This window comes from Chthoniobacterales bacterium (genome assembly GCA_036569045.1).
Classification (GTDB): Bacteria; Verrucomicrobiota; Verrucomicrobiia; order Chthoniobacterales; family JAATET01; genus JAATET01.
This window is the reverse complement of sequence record DATCRI010000010.1, coordinates 28,480-46,006: the sequence shown is the minus strand read 5'-3', so window position 1 is coordinate 46,006 and position 17,527 is coordinate 28,480. Positions and strand designations below refer to the sequence as shown.

The window sequence follows — 17,527 nt, the reverse complement described above, 5'->3', positions numbered from 1 at the left end:
AGCTGAGCGCGGGAACCGCCGCCAGCACCGCCAGCGTGAAGGCCGGCCCGGGGGCCGACCGCGCCAGCGCCGACTCCACCTTTTCCTGCACCGTGTCCCGCAGCAGCCCCCGCCCGCGGGACAGACGCTGGCGCACGGTCTCCTCGCTGAGGTCCAGCGCCGTCGCCACCTCGCGAATCGACCGATCCTGCCGGTAGTAAAGCACGAGCGGCTCGCGATAAATCTCCGCCAGCTGCTCCAGCGAGGCCCAGACCAGCGCCTCCTCCTCGCGGGCGTCGGCGACTTCATCCGGACCCGGCGCGCCGTCGGCGACATCCACGGCCAAGCCCTCGAACCGCGCCGCCCCGCGATGGAAGCGCGCCGCGAGATGGCGAATCGTCCCGCACAGCCACGCCCGAAAATTTCGCGGCGGCTCGAGCGCCATTTGCTTCCACGCCGCGAGGAAGGCCTCCTGCGCGATTTCCTCCGAGGCCGCGAACGACCCCGTCCGGGCGTAAGCCAGGGCACAGGCCATTTGCTGATGCTCGGCGACAAGGCTCGCAAACGCGTCGCGATCACCGCCCCGTGCCGCGCAAACCAACTGGGATTCTTCGATTGGATTCATCGTGATCCAGTGCCGTCCGCCGCGAAAAGGTGACGGAAAAATTTCTAAGGCTTCCCCGCGGTCGCAAGGATCGTCTGAAAATGCGGCGCCTGTTTTTCGCGCGAGACGGTCGAGATCTCGATGCGCTGGAAGCCGGCGCTCGTGAGCATTTCGTCGAGCTCCACCTCGGAGAAGCCGAGCCACTGGTGCGCGTAGAGCTCGCGGGCCTGCTCGTAGTTATGGCTTGCGAGATCGAGGATGAGGATGCGGCCGCCGGGCTTGAGAATGCGGAATGCCTCGGCCACGGCGCGCGGGGGGCGGGCGGCGTGATGCAGCGCCTGGCTGAACAGCGCGACGTCCACCTCGCCATCGGCAATCGGCGGCGCCTCGATGTCGCCGAGGCGGTATTCGAGATTGGCGAAGCCGTTGTCGCGGGCGAGCGCCGCGCCGAACTCGACCATTTTCTCGGAATTATCGACCGCGATCACGCGTTCGGCGTGCCGGGCGAGGAGTTGCGAGAGCGTGCCTTCGCCGGCGCCGAGGTCGGCGATGACCATGGGCGGCAGGAGCTGGAGCAGGCCGTGCGCGAGCGCCTGCCACGAGCGGCCGGGAATGTAGGTGCGGCCAAATTTGCCGGCGAGGCGGTTGAAGTATTCCGCGGCGCGGTCCTTGCGTTTTCGCAGGGTCAGGGCGAGGGCTGTCAGGTCGCGCTTCGACTCCGCGATCTCGTCGCCAGCGAGCGTCAGCAGCCCGGCAAGCGGCGAATCCGCGGCGAGGTCGGCGCGGTAGAAGATGTTCTTTCCGACCCGGCGATCGATGACGAGTCCCTCGCGCTTCAGGAGCGCAAGGCTGGCCGAGATGCGGCTCTGGCCCATCGCGAGAATTTCCTGCAGCTCGGCGACGGTCAGTTCCTCTTCCCGCAGCAGTCGGAGCAGGCGCAGACGTGTGGGGTCCGACAGAAGCCGAAAGGATTTTAGAATTGACGCCATTTGACTCATCAAAATATTAGCATAACTTCATACGTTTCTTCAACACTCCCATGCCCCGTCGTTATATTTTTTCCTCCGAATCCGTGGGTGAAGGCCATCCTGACAAGGTTGCCGACACCATTTCCGATGCCGTTCTCGACGCCTGCCTGGCGCAGGACCCCGCCAGCCGCGTGGCTTGCGAGACGTTCGTGAAGAGCAACGTCGTCGTGATCGGCGGCGAGATCACCACGAAGGCGAAGCTCGATTACGAAAAGATCATCCGCGACTCGATTCGCGAGATCGGCTACGTGAACGACGACGACGTTTTTCACGCCGACAAGGTGTTCATCACCAACCTCATGACCGCCCAATCGCCGGACATCGCGCAGGGCGTCGATTCCAAGAAGGCGAAGGGCAAGAAGACCGCCGAGCAGGGCGCGGGCGACCAGGGCCTGATGTTTGGCTACGCCTGCAACGAGACGCCCGAGCTGATGCCGGCGCCCGTGATGTTCGCCCATCGCCTCGGTCGGGAGCTCACCCGCATCCGCAAGAGCGGCAAGGTGAAGTGGCTGCGCCCCGACGCGAAGAGCCAGGTCTCCGTCGTCTACGAGGACGGCAAGCCGGTCGCGATCAAGAACGTCGTCATCTCCACGCAGCACGCCGAGGGCGTCGAGCACGCGGAGATCGAGAAATTCTGCATCGAGAAGGTCATCAAGAAGGTGCTCCCGAAGGCGATGCTCAAGGACACCGAGTTCCTCATCAACCCGACCGGCCGCTTCGTGATTGGCGGTCCGCAGGGCGACACCGGCCTCACCGGCCGCAAGATCATCGTCGATAGCTACGGCGGCAGCGGCCGTCATGGCGGCGGCGCGTTCTCGGGCAAGGACCCGTCGAAGGTCGACCGCAGCGCCGCCTACATGGGCCGCTACGTTGCGAAGAATGTCGTGGCTGCCGGGCTCGCCGCGAAGTGCGAGGTGCAGTTCGCCTACGCGATCGGCCACCCGCAGCCGGTGAGCGTTCACATCGACACCTTCGGCACGAACTCCGTGCCCGAGGAGAAGATCGAGGCCGCCGTGCTGAAGACCTTCAGTTTCAAGCCGGCCGACATCGTCAGCCAGCTCGACCTGCTCCGCCCGATCTACTCGAAGAGCACGAACTACGGCCACTTCGGCAAGGAAGACGTCGACCTGCCGTGGGAGAAAACCGACAAGGCCGCCGCGCTCAAGAAGGCCGCCGTCTGAAATTTCCACCACCAAGACACGAAGGCACCAAGGTCAGATATCCTTGGTGTCTTGGTGCCTCCGTGGTTCCAAACCCGCCACCCAAAAATTTGATATGAGCACGATCCTCGAAGCCAACAAAACAAACGACTACGCCGTCCGCGACATCAGCCTCGCTGAGTTCGGACGCAAGGAAATCCAGATCGCCGAGCACGAAATGCCCGGCCTCATGGCGACCCGCCGCAAATACGCCGCGGAGAAGCCGCTCGCCGGCGTCCGCATCATGGGCAGCCTGCACATGACCATCCAGACCGCCGTGCTCATCGAGACGCTCGTCGACCTCGGCGCGAACGTCCGCTGGTGCTCGTGCAACATCTTCTCCACGCAGGACCACGCCGCCGCCGCGATCGCCGCCGCCGGCATCCCTGTCTTTGCCTGTAAGGGCGAGACCCTCGAGGAATACTGGGACTGCACCCTCAAGGCGCTCACCTGGCCGGACGGCAAGGGCCCGCAGCTCATCGTCGATGACGGTGGCGACGCGACGCTCCTCATCCACAAGGGCGCCGAGCTCGAGGAAGGCGACACCTCCTGGGTGAACGGCGCGGCCGGCTCCCACGAAGAAGGCGTCATCAAGGCCCTCCTCAAGAAAGTCAACGCCGAGGATCCCCTCAAATGGACCGGCTACCTCAAGGACTGGAAGGGCGTCTCCGAAGAGACCACGACCGGCGTCCATCGCCTTTACGAAATGCACCAGGCCGGCAAGCTCCGCGTCCCGGCGATCAACGTGAATGACTCCGTCACGAAGTCGAAATTCGACAACCTCTACGGCTGCCGCGAGTCGCTCGTCGATGGCATCAAGCGCGCCACCGACGTGATGATCTCCGGCAAGGTCGGCGTGGTCTGCGGCTACGGCGACGTCGGCAAGGGTTGCGCCCAGGCCCTTCGCGCCCAGGGCGCCCAGGTCGTCGTCACCGAGATCGATCCCATCTGCGCGCTGCAGGCCGCGATGGAAGGCTTCCGCGTCCTCCCCATCGAGGACACCCTCGGCTGGGGCGACATCTACGTCACCACGACCGGCAACAAGGACATCATCCGCCTCGAGCACCTCACGAAGATGAAGGACCAGGCGATCGTTTGTAACATCGGCCACTTCGACAACGAGATCCAGGTCGACGCGCTCAACAACCTCGCCGGCGTGAAGAAAATCGAGATCAAGCCACAGGTCGACCAATACACGTTCGAAGACGGCCATCAGCTCTACATGCTGGCGGAAGGCCGCCTCGTGAACCTCGGCTGCGCCACCGGCCACCCGAGCTTCGTCATGTCGAACAGCTTCACGAACCAGACGCTCGCCCAGCTCGACCTCTGGAAGAACCGCGAGACGAACAAGGCCGGCGTGAAGGTCCTCAGCAAGCAGCTCGACGAGGAAGTCGCCCGCCTGCACCTCGAGAAGATCGGCGCGAAGCTCACCAAGCTCACGCCCGAGCAGGCCGCCTACATCGGCGTGAAGGTCGAAGGCCCCTACAAGCCCGACCACTACCGCTACTAAGCGGCAGCCGCGAAAGCATCCCAAACAAAAGGCCCGCCTCCCGGCGGGCCTTTTTGTTTCCAAGTCGAAGCTACTGCCCGATCCGCAGAGACTCGCGACGCAGCGGAATCACCAGATTCCCGGGATCGGCAATGAAGCTCACGCGCATCGGCGAGCTGAGGTTGGAATACCAGACCTTGCCGTGGTCGATGATCTGCGCCAGCACGAGGTAATCACCCGCGCCGGCGACCTTTTCGGCGGGAAATTTCAGCGAGAAGGAAACCTCCGTTCCGGTCTTCGCCGGGAAATCACCCTGCACGACCGAATCCGCCACCGTCGTCGCGGATGTGGGAACCACCGTCACGTGCGCGATCGCCGAAGGTGGCAGGGCGGTCGTATCCCGAAAGGTGAGCGTGCCGCTGAGAGTCTTCATCGGCGGGCCTTCCTCGGGCAGCCAGGCGCAGCCGGCGAGCAGGAGGGCAACGAGAGGCAGAAGGCGTTTCATGCCGGCAGCATAGCAGCTAATCGGCGGCGCGCACGCTCACCCTGCTGCCGTCGGAAATGGTATCCGGCGGGTGAAGGATCACGCGGTCGCCCGCCTTCAATCCCGCCGTCACCTCGGCGGAGACGCCGTTGTTGTGGGCAATCTCGACCTTCGCCAGCCTCGCGCGGCCGCCCTCCAGGAGGAACGTCATCCAGTCGTTGCCGCGACGAAAAAGCGCGCCGGTCGGTGCTTGCAGGACATCCTTGCCGGCCCAGGTCGTCACACGGGCCTCGACACGAAATCGGTCGCCGAAAACGCCCTCGGGAAGATTGTCGAAATCGACCCGCACGAGCGTGCGCTGCTCATCGACGCCGAGCGCAGAGACCTTCGTGTAACCGCCCGGCTCGACGAGCGTGACGTGGCCCGCCAGCGGCTGGCCGCCGCCCCATTGCTCGATGGAAACCTCGGCACCGGCGCGCACGTTCACGGCATCCGTCGACAGCATCTCGATCTCCGCCTCGAGGTCGCGCGGATCGCCGACCTCCATGATCGACTGTCCGGCGTTCACCATGCGGGCGCTTTCCTCGAAGACGTTCAACACGCGCCCCGTCACCGGCGCCCGGATCTCGACCGGCGCCACTCCAGCCGGCGTCGCCGATTTCATCTGCATGAGCGAAGCCTCGGCCTGCTCGCGCTCGAACTTTGCGACCTTCAACGAGAATTCCGCGGAGTCGAGATTGCGACGCAGCACGTCCACGCGATTCGCCGCGGTGTCCCATTGCGACTGGGCAATCGCGCCGGTGCGCCTGAGCTGTTCGTTGCGCTTGAGCTCCTTGCGCGCGAGATCGAGATCCGCCCGCACGCTCTCGACCTGGGCGGCGCGCTGCTCGATGGCCGCGTCGGCGGATTGCAACGCCGCCTCGGCCTGGGCGCGGGCGCGTGGATCGAGAAAGCTCGCCGGCGCCGGCGCAAGCGTGGCCAGCACGGTCTCGCCCTCGACGATTTCGGCCCCGGCCCGCAACGGCACGCGATTGAGGTAGGCCGGCACGGGCGACGAGATCACATACCGGTGGCGGATCCGCGTCTTGCCCTCCTCGAGCACGGTGACCTTGAGCGGCCCGCGCGTCACCTCGCCCGCATCGACCGGAATCGGCTGCGGCAGCAGGCCCCAGACGATGAAGCCGACCAGCGCAGCGCCGCCAATCCACGGCACGAAGCGACGGAGCGGAGATCTGGAACGGCGGCGCGTGTTCGAAGTTTCCATGAAGATGCTAATCGCGAGCCTTGAGAACGCCGAGGAGATCGAGATGGCGGATGCGCCGGCTCACCACGGCAAAGGAGACCAGCGCGGACGCGAGCACGATGAGAACCGCCGTGGAAAACGTGCGCGGCGTGAGCACGAGCGGCAGGCGCACGCTTTCCGTGCTCGCCGAGGAGACGATCCAGCTCGCAAGAGCCGCGCCGACGGCCAGGCCGATCGGGAGCGCCACGAGAGTGAGCATGGCGAGCTCGCCGATCAGCACCGCGGCGACTTCGCGATTCGAAAAGCCGATCACGCGCAACGTCGCCAGATCGCGACTGCGTTCCGAGAGCGCGATGCGTGCGCTGTTGTAGACCACGCCGAATGCCACAATGACCGAGAACGTAAAATAGAGTCCCTGGATCAGCGAGATGGATTCCGCCGTAGTCTTGCGGAAACTCTCGCGCACGGAGGTCTTGATGCCGAGGCTCGCGACCCGAGGCGCCTCCTTGATCGCCGCCATGAACGCGTCCCGCTGCGAAGCGTCGAGAGCCAGATGCGCGCCGCTCACCGTGCCGCCCTCGCGCATGAGCCCGCGGAGCGCGTCGATATCCATGTAGGCGCTGAGGCCGGAGTAGTCCGTGATGAGGCTCTGCACCGTCACGAGCGCGCGCGGTCGCCGGCCCTCCTGCACCTCGATCCAGATTTGGTCGCCGGGCTTCGCGCCGATCATCTCGGCGAGCTTGGCCGACATGATGAGGCCGTCCGGAGGCAGCGGAATCGGGCGTCCGAAGCGATCCAGCGCGCGGTTGAGTCGCGTATTTGGCGGCACGCCGGTCACCGCGGTGCGGTAGGATCGGTGGCCATTGCGCAGCCGCGCCGGCACCGCACGAAAGGGCTCCGCCGCAAAGACTCCGGGCAGATGATCAAGGGCCGTGAAGGCGGAGGCCGGGCCGGGTTCGATGAGGCTGACGGTTACGTCCTGGCGCTGGGCGAGGTCCCATTGAAAATCGAGCAGGTAGTGAATGCCGTCGCGCATCGCGCCAGGAACGATGGGGATGCCCGTCGCCAGCATGAGCCCGAGCGCGGTGAAGAACGCCTGCCACGGCTTGCGCTCGAGATTGCGCAATGCCATCCGAAACGACGGACTGAGGAAGCGCTGCAAGCCGAGTCGCTCGAAGGCAGATGGTCGAAACTCGGCGGGCGGTTCCGGTCGCATCGCCTCCGCGGGCGGCAATTTCACCGCCTGACGCACGGCGCCGAGCACGCCAACGAATGCGGCGCCCGCACTCACCAGGAACGCCGCGCCGATCGCGGGATAGGCGGGATGAAAGGTGAGCGAGGGGAACTGGAAAAACTTGTGGTAGAGCGTGACGACGTGATCGCCGAGCCAGAAGCCGGCGACGGTGCCGACCGCGAGGCCAACAATCACGATGACGAGCGCGAATTTCAGGTAGTGGCCGCCGACCTGCCACGACGAGTAGCCGAAGGCCTTGAGCTGCGCGATCTGCTCGCGTTGCAGCCGGATCAGTCGCGTGAGCACGGCGCTCGTCATGAACGCCGCGATGCTGAGGAACACGACGGGGAAGGCGAACGACAGGCCGGTGAGCACGGCGATCTCGTCGTCGAGCTGGCGGGCGGAGGGATGGTCGCGGCGGTCGTAGGCGACGAGGCCGCCGTAGGGCGCGAGGAGGCGATCCAGCGCGGCGATGACCGGCGCGGCGTCCTCGCCTGGTGCGACGTCGATGAGGACGTTGTTGAACGCGCCGTCGAGGTTGAACGCATCCGCGAGCTCACGTTCATTCATCCAGAAGACACCGAATCGCTTGTTGTCGGGCAGCGTGTCCCCGGGCCGCGCTTCGAAAACAAACTCGGGCGACAGCGCGATTCCCACGATCGTCAATCGCTCCTCCGCGCCGTAGAGGATCGCATCGATCGTGTCGCCGACGCTGAATCCATGGGCTTTCGCGAACGCTTCGCCCACGACGACCTCCTTCGCACGACCGCGTTCCGGCAGCCGCCCGCTGCGCAGAAAGAGTTGGTTGAGCTGGCTGGGGCGGTCGTCGGGAATCGAAAGAATCGTGCCGTCGGCCGGCTCGGTAAGTCCGGGAAGATTCAGCCGAATGCGGCCGGTTACGCGCGTCTCGACGGCGCCGACGCCGGGAATCTCCGCAAGACGCGTCCGCAGGCTGTTCGGCGCTCGCTTGAGATCGCTGAAGACATCGGCGAAGCGGAAGCGCTCGTAATAGGCGGAGCGCGTGGACTCCAGCGAGAGGATGAGGCTGCGCGCCATGATCATCATCGCGAGGCCGCAGGCCATGATGAGACCGACGGCGAGCATCTGCCCCTTCATCCGGCCGATGTCCCGCAGGAGCTTGAGATCGAGCGGGTGGACGCGCATCTACCAGGCGAGCGTGCTCACCGCATGGCGCTCGGCATTGCGGTCGATTCCCGAGATTTTTCCGTCGGAGAGATGGATCACGCGGTCGGCCATTTCGGAGATCACCGCATTGTGCGTGATGATGACGGTGAGCGTGCCGAGCTCGCGATTCACGCGCTCGACCGCCTCGAGAACATTGATGCCGGTGCGGACGTCGAGGGCGCCGGTGGGCTCGTCGCAGAGGAGGACCTCCGGCTGCTTCGCGATGGCGCGGGCGATGGCGACGCGCTGCTGCTGTCCGCCGGAAAGCTGCGAGGGAAAGTGATCCATGCGATCGGCGAGGCCGACGAGGGCCAGCGCGTCCTCGGGCGCCATGGGATTCGGCGCGATCTCGGTGATCAACGCCACGTTCTCCCGCGCCGTGAGGCTGGGGATGAGATTGTAGAATTGAAAAACAAAACCCACCGCATCGCGACGAAAGCGCGTGAGCTCCGCTTCGTCCGCACCGGCGAGATCGCGGCCGCGGTAGGTGAGGGTGCCGGAAGACGGCACATCGAGGCCGCCGAGGTTGTTGAGCAATGTGGACTTTCCGCTCCCGGATGCGCCGAGCAGGACAACGAGCTCACCCGCGAAGAGATCGAGATCGACGCCATCGAGCGCGCGCACTTCCACGTCGCCGGTGACGTAGATCTTGCGCAGACCCCGGGCGGCGAAAAGCGGCTCGGCCATGGATCAATGCCGCACGCCGGGCAGCGCGAGCAGACCGAGATCCAGCTCGGCGTGCGTGGATTCCAGCTCGCAAAGCACCCGGACGGAGCGAAGCAACTCGAAGGTCGCGCGATTCGATCGGGCGGCGGGATCATCCGAAGCGTCGATGTGATTGAGCACAATGCCCACGCACGGCAGGCCGCAGCGGTGGATGCTCTCGATCGTGAGCAACGTGTGGTTGAGAGCGCCGAGGCGGTTGCGCACGACGAGGATGACGGGCAGCGCGAGCTCGGTGGCAAGGTCGGCGATGAAATAATCGGGCGTGATCGGCACGAGCCAGCCGCCGGCGCCTTCGACGATGACCATCTCGTGCCGGGCCGCGAGGGCGCGATATGCCGACACCATTGTCGCGGGATCGATGGTCGTTTCCTGCGCGAAGGCGGCGGTGAGCGGCGACGCCGGCATGTCGAGATGCACCGGGCAAATGGCCGACCGCGGCTCGATGCCATCGGCCGCCTCGACCAGCGCATCGACATCCTCCCAGTCGCCGCAGGCCACGGGCTTGAACCCGACGGCGTCGATGCCGGCGGCGCGAAGGGCGCGGACGAGACGCACCGAAAAGAAGGTCTTGCCGACTTCGGTATCCGTGCCGGTGATGAAGAAGCTCACGGCCGGCCGGGTTGATCGCCGGCGCTCGTGACCTCGAGAAAGACCTTCTCCAGCGTGCGTTGCGGACGGCGCGTTTCCACGAGCGTGGCGCCGGCCTGCGTGACGAGCGCCTCGATTTGCGCGGCAAGTTCGGGCGTCGAGTTTTCGACGACGTATTGGGTCTGCGAATCTACCGAGACGAGCTCGTCGAGGTTGCCTTCGCGCAACAATCGGCCGCGGGCCATGATGCCAACGCGGTCGCAGACCTCCTGCACCTGCTCGAGCAGATGCGAGGTGAGCAGGACGGTCATGCCGCGCGATTTCAGGCTAAGAATGAGATCGCGAATCTGTCGCGAGCCGATCGGGTCGACGCCGGCGGTGGGCTCGTCGAGCACGACGAGGCGGGGGTCCTGAATGATGGCCTGGGCGAGACCGATGCGCTGGAGCATGCCCTTGGAATACCCGCCAACGCGGCGATTCCGGGCATCCTCGAGGCCAACCATCGCGAGCAATTCCTCGATGCGGTTCTTCAGTTTCGCGCCGCGCAGCCCGCAGAGCTTGCCGTAGAAACGCAGCGTCTCGGCGCCGGTGAGGAATTTGTAGAAATACGGATTCTCGGGCAGGAAGCCGACTTCGTTGCGGGCGGCGAAGGCGCGACTGTCGTTTCCGAAAACCTCCGCGGTGCCGGACGTCGGCGTGACGAGGCCGAGGAGCATCTTGAGCGTGGTGCTCTTGCCGGAGCCATTCGGGCCGAGCAAGCCGTAGACTTCGCCCTCATGAACGTCCAGCGAGAGGTCGCGCACGGCGACGAGCCGCTCGCGCCGCAGCGGCACGGGATAGACGCGGGTGAGATTGCGGAGGCGGACGGCGACGGGGGCGGCAGACATGGGATCAGCTGGTGATCGTGAATCCCCGCACGCCCTGCAGCGGCGGGATGGAGGAAACGTCCTCCTTCTGGATGTGGCCTGCAAGGGCGCTTTCGCGAATCGCGGTGAGGAAATCCTCGACCTCCTCCTTGTCGCCGCCGACCTGCAGCTCGACGCGGTCGTCCGGAAGATTGCGCACCCAGCCGACAACGTCGAAGCCCCTGGCGATCGTCTTCACCGTGAAGCGGAAGCCGACGCCCTGCACCCGGCCTTCGTAAAAAACCTGGCGGGCCGTGCTCATGGGCGGATCTGACCTGCGCCACGAATGAGGTAGCGGTAGGTGGTGAGCTCGGGCAGCGCCATGGGGCCGCGCGCGTGGAGCTTGTCGGTGCTGATACCGATCTCGGCGCCGAAACCGAATTCGCCGCCGTCGGTGAAACGCGTCGACGCGTTCCAATACACGGTCGCGGAGTCGACCTGGTTCAGGAAGCGCTCCGCGACAGCTTCGTCCGCCGTGACGATGGCGTCACTGTGGTGCGAGCCGTAGTGCTCGATGTGATCGATGGCGGCGGCGAGGCCAGGCACGATCTTCACGCTGAGAATGAGCGCCAGATACTCGGTTTTGAAATCCTCGTCGGTCGCCGGCACGAGCTGCGGGTAACCAAGCGCCTCGAGTTCCGAAAAAGCCTCGGCGTCGGCTCGCAGCTCGACGCCGTGGGCCCGCAAGGCCGGCGCGGCGTGAGCGAAAAATGCGGGCGCGATGTCGCGATGGACGAGCAGGCATTCCACGGAATTGCAGACTCCGGGGCGCTGGCATTTCGCATTGATGAGAATGCTTGTGGCCATTTCCACGTCGGCCGCGGGGTCGACGTAGAGGTGGCAGACACCGTCGTAGTGCTTGATGACCGGCATGCGGGCATTCGTGACGACAGCCTCGATGAGGGACTTGCCGCCGCGCGGGACGATGACGTCGAGAAATTCATCCATCTGCGCGAGGAGCTTCACGGCCTCGCGGTCGGTGACGGGAATGAGCTGCACCGCATCGGCGGGCAGCCCGGCGTGCGCGCCGCCGGCCTGGAGCGCCCCGGCGATGGCGAGATTCGAACGAAGGCTCTCGGAGCCACCGCGGAGGATGACCGCATTGCCGGTCTTGATGCAGAGCACGGCGGCGTCCGCGGTGACGTTCGGGCGGGATTCGTAAATGATGCCGACCACGCCGATGGGTTTGCGCACCTTGGAAATGCGAATGCCATTTGGCCGCGTCCATTCCGCGAGCAGCTCGTTCACGGGATCGGGCAGGTCCGCAACGTGGCGGACATCGGCCGCAATTTTCCGCAGGCGCTCGGGCGTGAGCGTAAGGCGATCGATCGCGGCCGGGGCGAGCCCGTGCGATGCGGCGCCGGCGACATCGGCGGCGTTGGCTTCGAGAATCTGCGCCTCGCGGGCAAGCAATTCATCGGCCATTCCGCAGAGGACGGCGTTCTTGGTTTCGGTGGTGAGGGTGGACAGGGAGCGCGACGCCTCGCGGGCGCGACGCCCGATGTCGCGGATCAAATCGGGCAACTGCATCAGACGGAAGCGGAAGAATACGTGAGGCCGAGCGCGTCCGCCACCGGTTTGATCGTGAGGCGGCCGTCCTGAATATTGATGCCATGCACCAGGCCGGGCTGCCGTTTGCAGGCCTCCGCGAGACCGAGGTCGGCGAGGGACTCCACATAGCGGTAGGTGGCGTTCGTGAGCGCCTGCGTGGCGGTGCGGGCGTAGGCGCCAGGCATGTTGGCGACGCAGTAATGCTGCACGCCTTCCTCGGTGAACACGGGGTCGTGGTGCGTGGTCGGCCGCGAGGTTTCCGCGCAGCCGCCCTGGTCGATCGCGATGTCGACGAGCACGCTGCCCGGCTTCATCCGGCGGAGCATTTCACGCGTGATGAGTTTCGGCGCCTTCGCCCCGGGGACGAGCACCGCGCCGATGAGCAGATCGAGGGCGGGAAGCAGATCCATGAGATTCGCCTCGCTGGAAAAAAGGGTGTTCGCGCCGGGCATCGTGATGTCGAGGAAGCGCATGCGCTCGAGATCGACCTCGAGAATCGTCACGTCGGCGCCGAGTCCGGCAGCCATGCGCGCGGCATTCACGCCGGCGGTGCCACCCCCGATCACGACGACCTTGCCGGGCAGCACGCCGGGCACGCCGCCGAGCAGCACGCCTTTGCCGCCCTGGTGCTTCGCGAGGAAATAGCCACCGACGAGAGTCGACATGCGGCCGGCGATCTCGCTCATCGGCTCGAGCAGCGGCAGACGGCGGTCCACCTCGACCGTCTCGTAGGCGACGCAGGTCGCCCCGGTCGCGAGAAGCGCCTCGGTCAGCGTCTTGTTCGCCGCGAGGTGCAGGTAGGTGAAAAGCAGCTGGCCGGGCCTCAGCAGCGGATATTCCGCCGCGAGCGGCTCTTTCACCTTCACGATGAGATCGGCCTGCGCAAAGACGTCCGCGTGCTGCGGCACGAGCCGCGCGCCAGCGGCCGTGTATTCCTCATCCGAAAAGCCGGAGCCGAGCCCGGCGCCGGCCTCGACCAGGATTTCGTGGCCACGTTTGGCGAGTTGATAAGCCGCGGCCGGAGGCAGGGCGACGCGGGCTTCCTGTTCCTTGATCTCCTTCGGAACGCCGATAACCATGTCCCCAGTATCCGCCAACCGCGTGCCGGCGAAAGCCGATTCTTCGAATCTTCGCGGCAGAGGGCGCATGGACAACCGTCGCGACCTATGGCACGTTTTTCCCTCGTTATGCTTTCCCGTCTGCTGGCCGTCCTTTCGTTCGCCACCATTCTCGGCGCGAATCCCGCCCGGGCTCAGGACGACGGTGGAGATTTCGCCGAGGGCGCCGAGGGTCACATGCGCGAGGAGCTCGGCGTGAACGACACCACGACGCCGCAGATTCAGAAGCTCCTGCTCGACCTCGACAGCTTCCAGCCGATCCCGATGAAACTCGTCGAGTCGAACAACCTCGACGCCACGTTTCCGAACCGCTTTCAGACCGCCCTGCACTTCGGCATCGTCGTCGCCGACGGCTTCGTCATCGTCATCAACGAGCGACCGCAGAGCATTCAGAACGTCGGCCGCGCCCTGCTCCGGCAGGCCCGCGCGCTCGGCGTGGGCGACAGCCTCACGAAACGCGCCGCCAGCCTGATCGACCTTGGGCAGAAGGGCGACTGGATGAAACTTCGCGAGGAACTCATCAAGACGCAGGCCGATGTCGAGGGCGCGATGATGAACCTCCACGACGAGGAACTGGCTCATCTCATCAGCTTCGGCGGCTGGCTGCGCGGCTTTCAGCTTGCGACCAACGCCACCGCCGACAACTACACCGCCAAGCGCGCCGAGGGCCTCAAGCGTCTCGACGTGATGGGCTATTTCGTCGACCGGCTCGACACGCTGAACCCCCGCCTGAAGCAGACGCCACTCGTCACGCTGCTGCTCTCGAAGCTCAAGACGCTCTACGCGATCGAGAGCAACTTCGGCGAACGCCCGCCTTCGGAGTCCGAGGTGAAGGAAATGCGCAATCTCGCGAACGACATGATCACCGCCGCGCTTTCCAAGACTGATGACAAAGGCAACCTCCTCGACATCGTCGAGTAAACCCTCCGCCGCCCCGCGCGCGTTTCGCCGCCTCGCGGACGCTTTTCTCGCCGAAAGCCACGTGCGCTTTCCCGAGGACGCCAGCGCTCTCGGCCTCGCGAAATATGATGCCGGCCTGAGCACAAACTCCGCCGCGGACTTCCGCGCGCAGAACGCTCTCGTCGCCCGCACCCTCGCTGCCGTCGAGGCGCTTCCCGAGGCCGAGTTCACGGGCGACGACTACCTCGACCGCCGCGGATTTCTCGCGATGCTCCGCACCAGCGCATTCTACGAGGACCGCCTCGAGCGCTGGCGCACCAACCCCCAGCGTCCCGTCGACGGCGCCACCCACGCCATCTTCGACCTCGTCATTCGCCACGCCCACTCGCCAGCGGCGCTGCGCCGGGCGCTTCCGGCCATCGAATCGCGTCTCGAAAAAATTCCCGCCTATCTCGCGACCGGCGCCCGCAACCTCCGCCGTCCCGTTCCGCTTTGGACGAAGCTCGCGCTGGCTTCCGCCGAGGGCGGCATCGAGTTTCTCACCGGCCTCGAGGCAGAGCTTGGCGCGCTTTCCGCAAATCCCGACCGCAATGCCCGGCTCATCACCGCCGCGAAGCAGGCCTTCGCCGACTATGCCGCGGCGATCCGCAAAAAGCCGCCCGGTCCGAAGGATGGCTACGCCGTCGGCCGGGAGGGCTTCGAGTTTCTCATGCGCGAACGCCTCGGCTTCGACCAATCGCTGCCGGAGATTCGCGCGAATGGCCTCGCACTCATCGAGCGATTCAAAGGCGAGTTGCGTGCCGAGGCCGCCCGCCTGGGGTTGAAGGATCCCGCCGCCGCCCTGGCCGCGGCCTCCGCGGCATGGACCCCCGACCGCCCGCTCATCGACCTCTACCGCGACACCACCGCGCAGATTCGCGCGCGCCTCGGCGAGCTCGATCTCGTGACGCTGCCCACCGGCGAATCGCTCGACGTGCTGCCCGTGCCGGCCTTTCTGCGGCACCAGTTTCCCACCGCCGCCTACAACCAGCCGCCCGCCTACTCGCGCCGGCAGGTCGGCATTTTCTGGGTGAACGACCTCAGCCTCACGCAGACGGATCCCGCAAGGAAGCTCGCCGAGATTCGCCAGCACCACGGCATTGAACTCACCGCCGCGCACGAGGCCTATCCCGGCCATCACCTGCAGTTCGCCATTCAGAACCAGCATCCGAGCAAGCTGCGCCGCCTGTTCGCGCACTCGATCTACTACGAGGGCTGGACGCTCTGGTGCGAAAAGATGTGCGTCGATCGCGGCATCGTCGACCTCGCCGCCCATCCCCTCACCCGCCTGCAGGAGCTTCAGGACGCCCTCTGGCGCGCCTATCGCATCATCATCGATTGCGGCCTGCATGACGGCAGCCTCAGCTACGACGGCGCGTGCAAGGTCCTCATGGACGGCGTCGGCTTCACGAAGGCCCGCGCGCAGGGCGACGTGAACTGGTATACAAGCTCGCCAACCGTCCCGATGAGCTACCTGCTCGGCCGCCTCGAGGTGGAGCGCCTGCACGCGCATTTCGTGGAGGGCGAAGGCTGGTCGCTCAAGCAGTTCAACGACTGGATGCTCAGCCACGGCGCCATCCCGTGGCGCTGGATCCTCGAGGCCCGAATGCGGCCCTCCGGCTAGGTCGCCGCAGCGACTCGCTCGACGAGATCCGCAACTTTCTCCGCCGCAAAAATCGGCAGGAAGTGACCCGCGCCGGCAATCTGCGTGAACCGGATCGCCGCATTCAGCGCGAGCGCCCCTGCCTCGTCGTAGCGCGGTCGCGCTGCCCCGACGTAGAGCATCGGCGCCTGCACTCGCGGCAGAAACGCGGAGGGATCGATCGTGTGAATCTGCTCCGGCAGAAATCGGAGAACTTCGCGCGGCGCGCGGCACATGCCGTCGATGATTTCGTTGCATCGCGGTCCGCGCTCCGTCGGGAGAAAAAATCCTTCCGCGAGCGCGACCCGCAGCCGCTCGAGATAATCGGGTTCATCGAGCCATGAGGCCACCGTCGCCTGCGCAGCCAGCGTGCTCTCCCGCGCAGGCAGGCTGCCGTCGAGATTGATCACCGCACGCACGTCGACCTGGGCAGCCGCCATCAGCGAAAGCACGCCGCCCATGCTGTGTCCGACGACCATCGGACGCGCCGGGGCGAGCGATTTCAAGAAATCAGCGAGGACGGCCGTGTAGCCGGGAAAGGTTGGCTCGAAGTTTCCGAGCGGCGTCTGGCCATGCCCCGGCAGATCCGGCCGATACACCCGGAATCGCGACCCAAGCCGTTCCGCCACCTCGGCGAAATGCCCGCCGTGACAGGCCCAGCCATGCACACACACGACCGGAATGTCACCGGTGCCGGAAACCTCGACGTGCGGATTCACTCCCGATGACTACTGCCGAAAGGCGGCAACGCTCGCGAGAAAATCGTCCGGCACGCCGAAATCGTAGCGCTGCGCACTGGTCATCTCGAGCGCGAGATAGCCGTGGCGCTGGCGCTGGATTTCCTGGGCGCGGGTGAGCTGGAATTCGCCGCCGTCGCGCATGTCGCCGCGAATCATTTCCTCGAGAACGTCGTAGATGCTGGGCGCGAGCAGGTGCATGCCGAACCAGCCGAGAAACGTGTCCTCCGGGAGTCCGTCGACATGGAGCGACTCGCGCGCGACCTCGACGGCCGGCTTTTCGATGATGAGCGAAACGTCGATGAGGCGCGGTTCTTCGGCGCTCCGCTTTCCCGCAATGGTGCCGTAGCCCTTGAGTTCTCCCGGCGAGATGCGGTTGACCGCGGAGACGCTGCGAACGCCGTCCCAATGCGCCATGAGCTCCTGCGCGGGGGAAGTCGTCACGCCACGGAAAAGATGATCGCCGAGGCAGAGCACGACCGGCTCACCGGCAGCGAAATCGCGGGATTGGAAGACGGCGTGGCCGTAGCCTTCCTGTTCGTGCTGCGTGGCGAAGCGCAGGCGGCCCGCCAGCTCGCGCATATGCAGGGCCTCGGCGTGGAGGCGCGGGTATTTCTCGAGCCGGCGCAGGTAGGCATCGTCGGCCCCTTCGAAGTAGGCGCGGATGGGCGCGTCGTCGCCGGGCTGGACGATCACGCAAACCTCCTCGATGCCCGCATTCACAAGCTCGAGCAGGTGGTAATGAATCATCGCGCGAGCGATGCCGTCGGGGCCGACCACGGGGAACAGCTCCTTCTTCACCGCGTGCGAGGCGGGAAACAGGCGGGTGCCAAGACCCGCGGCGGGCACGACGGCTTTGCGAACAGTGGCGCTCAT

At 65.8% G+C, this 17,527-nt stretch carries 17 protein-coding genes; 4 read left to right on the top strand and 13 right to left on the bottom strand.

Going from position 1 to position 17,527, the window contains the following annotated elements; translation table 11 throughout:
- Together VIM61_02860 and VIM61_02855 are read right to left on the bottom strand one after the other, a co-directional pair.
- The coding region (locus VIM61_02860; GenBank protein ID HEY8899325.1) for a sigma-70 family RNA polymerase sigma factor at positions 1-604 on the bottom strand (604 nt) is incomplete at its 3' end.
- A gap of 44 nt (positions 605-648) precedes the next feature.
- Positions 649-1,572, bottom strand: coding sequence for a metalloregulator ArsR/SmtB family transcription factor (locus VIM61_02855; protein ID HEY8899324.1), 924 nt, complete (start codon positions 1,570-1,572; stop codon positions 649-651).
- Positions 1,573-1,622: 50 nt separating this feature from the next.
- On the opposite strand from VIM61_02855, the gene metK reads away from it, so the two are divergent.
- Both metK and ahcY read left to right on the top strand, forming a co-directional pair.
- The gene (metK, locus tag VIM61_02850; protein HEY8899323.1) at positions 1,623-2,792 is read left to right on the top strand and encodes a methionine adenosyltransferase; all 1,170 of its coding nucleotides are present in this window, start codon (positions 1,623-1,625) and stop codon (positions 2,790-2,792) included.
- 94 nt (positions 2,793-2,886) lie between these two features.
- Positions 2,887-4,320: an adenosylhomocysteinase gene (ahcY, locus tag VIM61_02845; protein HEY8899322.1), complete on the top strand. Its 1,434-nt coding sequence runs from the start codon at positions 2,887-2,889 to the stop codon at positions 4,318-4,320.
- A 70-nt stretch (positions 4,321-4,390) separates the two neighbouring features.
- On the opposite strand, the gene VIM61_02840 is transcribed toward ahcY, so the two are convergent.
- The 9 genes from VIM61_02840 to ald are packed head-to-tail and all read right to left on the bottom strand — an operon-like array spanning position 4,391 to position 13,294.
- Entirely contained in the window at positions 4,391-4,804 is a 414-nt protein-coding gene (locus tag VIM61_02840; protein ID HEY8899321.1) for a YbaY family lipoprotein, read from the bottom strand.
- A gap of 16 nt (positions 4,805-4,820) precedes the next feature.
- Positions 4,821-6,047, bottom strand: coding sequence for an HlyD family efflux transporter periplasmic adaptor subunit (locus tag VIM61_02835; protein ID HEY8899320.1), 1,227 nt, complete (start codon positions 6,045-6,047; stop codon positions 4,821-4,823).
- A gap of 7 nt (positions 6,048-6,054) precedes the next feature.
- Positions 6,055-8,424, bottom strand: a complete 2,370-nt coding sequence (locus VIM61_02830; GenBank protein HEY8899319.1) for an FtsX-like permease family protein — start codon at positions 8,422-8,424, stop codon at positions 6,055-6,057.
- The gene (locus VIM61_02825) at positions 8,425-9,132 is read right to left on the bottom strand and encodes an ABC transporter ATP-binding protein (GenBank protein ID HEY8899318.1); all 708 of its coding nucleotides are present in this window, start codon (positions 9,130-9,132) and stop codon (positions 8,425-8,427) included. It lies immediately after the preceding gene.
- 3 nt (positions 9,133-9,135) lie between these two features.
- Positions 9,136-9,780: a dethiobiotin synthase gene (bioD, locus tag VIM61_02820; GenBank protein ID HEY8899317.1), complete on the bottom strand. Its 645-nt coding sequence runs from the start codon at positions 9,778-9,780 to the stop codon at positions 9,136-9,138.
- Positions 9,777-10,646: an ABC transporter ATP-binding protein gene (locus VIM61_02815; protein ID HEY8899316.1), complete on the bottom strand. Its 870-nt coding sequence runs from the start codon at positions 10,644-10,646 to the stop codon at positions 9,777-9,779. The genes bioD and VIM61_02815 overlap by 4 nt, the downstream gene beginning before the upstream one ends.
- Positions 10,647-10,650: 4 nt before the next feature.
- Positions 10,651-10,926 (bottom strand): acylphosphatase, encoded by a 276-nt coding sequence (locus VIM61_02810; GenBank protein HEY8899315.1) that lies wholly within the window; start codon positions 10,924-10,926, stop codon positions 10,651-10,653.
- Positions 10,923-12,194, bottom strand: a complete 1,272-nt coding sequence (locus tag VIM61_02805; protein ID HEY8899314.1) for a glutamate-5-semialdehyde dehydrogenase — start codon at positions 12,192-12,194, stop codon at positions 10,923-10,925. The genes VIM61_02810 and VIM61_02805 overlap by 4 nt, the downstream gene beginning before the upstream one ends.
- The gene (ald, locus tag VIM61_02800; protein HEY8899313.1) at positions 12,194-13,294 is read right to left on the bottom strand and encodes an alanine dehydrogenase; all 1,101 of its coding nucleotides are present in this window, start codon (positions 13,292-13,294) and stop codon (positions 12,194-12,196) included. The genes VIM61_02805 and ald overlap by 1 nt, the downstream gene beginning before the upstream one ends.
- Positions 13,295-13,402: 108 nt before the next feature.
- On the opposite strand from ald, the gene VIM61_02795 reads away from it, so the two are divergent.
- Positions 13,403-14,254, top strand: coding sequence for a hypothetical protein (locus VIM61_02795; protein ID HEY8899312.1), 852 nt, complete (start codon positions 13,403-13,405; stop codon positions 14,252-14,254).
- On the top strand, positions 14,220-15,896 hold the full coding sequence (locus VIM61_02790; GenBank protein ID HEY8899311.1) for a DUF885 domain-containing protein: 1,677 nt from the start codon (positions 14,220-14,222) through the stop codon (positions 15,894-15,896). Before VIM61_02795 ends, VIM61_02790 begins: the two co-directional genes overlap by 35 nt.
- Here the strand turns inward: VIM61_02790 and VIM61_02785 are convergent.
- Together VIM61_02785 and VIM61_02780 are read right to left on the bottom strand one after the other, a co-directional pair.
- Entirely contained in the window at positions 15,893-16,633 is a 741-nt protein-coding gene (locus VIM61_02785) for an alpha/beta hydrolase (GenBank protein HEY8899310.1), read from the bottom strand. The two genes, VIM61_02790 and VIM61_02785, sit on opposite strands and share 4 nt — an antisense overlap.
- Before the next feature lie 9 nt (positions 16,634-16,642).
- Positions 16,643-17,527: a sugar phosphate nucleotidyltransferase gene (locus tag VIM61_02780; GenBank protein ID HEY8899309.1), complete on the bottom strand. Its 885-nt coding sequence runs from the start codon at positions 17,525-17,527 to the stop codon at positions 16,643-16,645.

Coding starts and splice junctions, on each gene's coding strand:
- VIM61_02815 (HEY8899316.1), bottom strand. CDS start 10,646: ATGTCTGCCGCCCCCGTCGCCGTCCGCCTCCGCAATCTCACCCGCGTC.
- VIM61_02830 (HEY8899319.1), bottom strand. CDS start 8,424: ATGCGCGTCCACCCGCTCGATCTCAAGCTCCTGCGGGACATCGGCCGG.
- VIM61_02840 (HEY8899321.1), bottom strand. CDS start 4,804: ATGAAACGCCTTCTGCCTCTCGTTGCCCTCCTGCTCGCCGGCTGCGCC.
- VIM61_02790 (HEY8899311.1), top strand. CDS start 14,220: ATGACAAAGGCAACCTCCTCGACATCGTCGAGTAAACCCTCCGCCGCC.
- VIM61_02835 (HEY8899320.1), bottom strand. CDS start 6,047: ATGGAAACTTCGAACACGCGCCGCCGTTCCAGATCTCCGCTCCGTCGC.
- VIM61_02825 (HEY8899318.1), bottom strand. CDS start 9,132: ATGGCCGAGCCGCTTTTCGCCGCCCGGGGTCTGCGCAAGATCTACGTC.
- VIM61_02855 (HEY8899324.1), bottom strand. CDS start 1,572: ATGGCGTCAATTCTAAAATCCTTTCGGCTTCTGTCGGACCCCACACGT.
- VIM61_02780 (HEY8899309.1), bottom strand. CDS start 17,527: ATGAGCGCCACTGTTCGCAAAGCCGTCGTGCCCGCCGCGGGTCTTGGC.
- ald (HEY8899313.1), bottom strand. CDS start 13,294: ATGGTTATCGGCGTTCCGAAGGAGATCAAGGAACAGGAAGCCCGCGTC.
- VIM61_02810 (HEY8899315.1), bottom strand. CDS start 10,926: ATGAGCACGGCCCGCCAGGTTTTTTACGAAGGCCGGGTGCAGGGCGTC.
- ahcY (HEY8899322.1), top strand. CDS start 2,887: ATGAGCACGATCCTCGAAGCCAACAAAACAAACGACTACGCCGTCCGC.
- VIM61_02805 (HEY8899314.1), bottom strand. CDS start 12,194: ATGCAGTTGCCCGATTTGATCCGCGACATCGGGCGTCGCGCCCGCGAG.
- metK (HEY8899323.1), top strand. CDS start 1,623: ATGCCCCGTCGTTATATTTTTTCCTCCGAATCCGTGGGTGAAGGCCAT.
- VIM61_02795 (HEY8899312.1), top strand. CDS start 13,403: ATGCTTTCCCGTCTGCTGGCCGTCCTTTCGTTCGCCACCATTCTCGGC.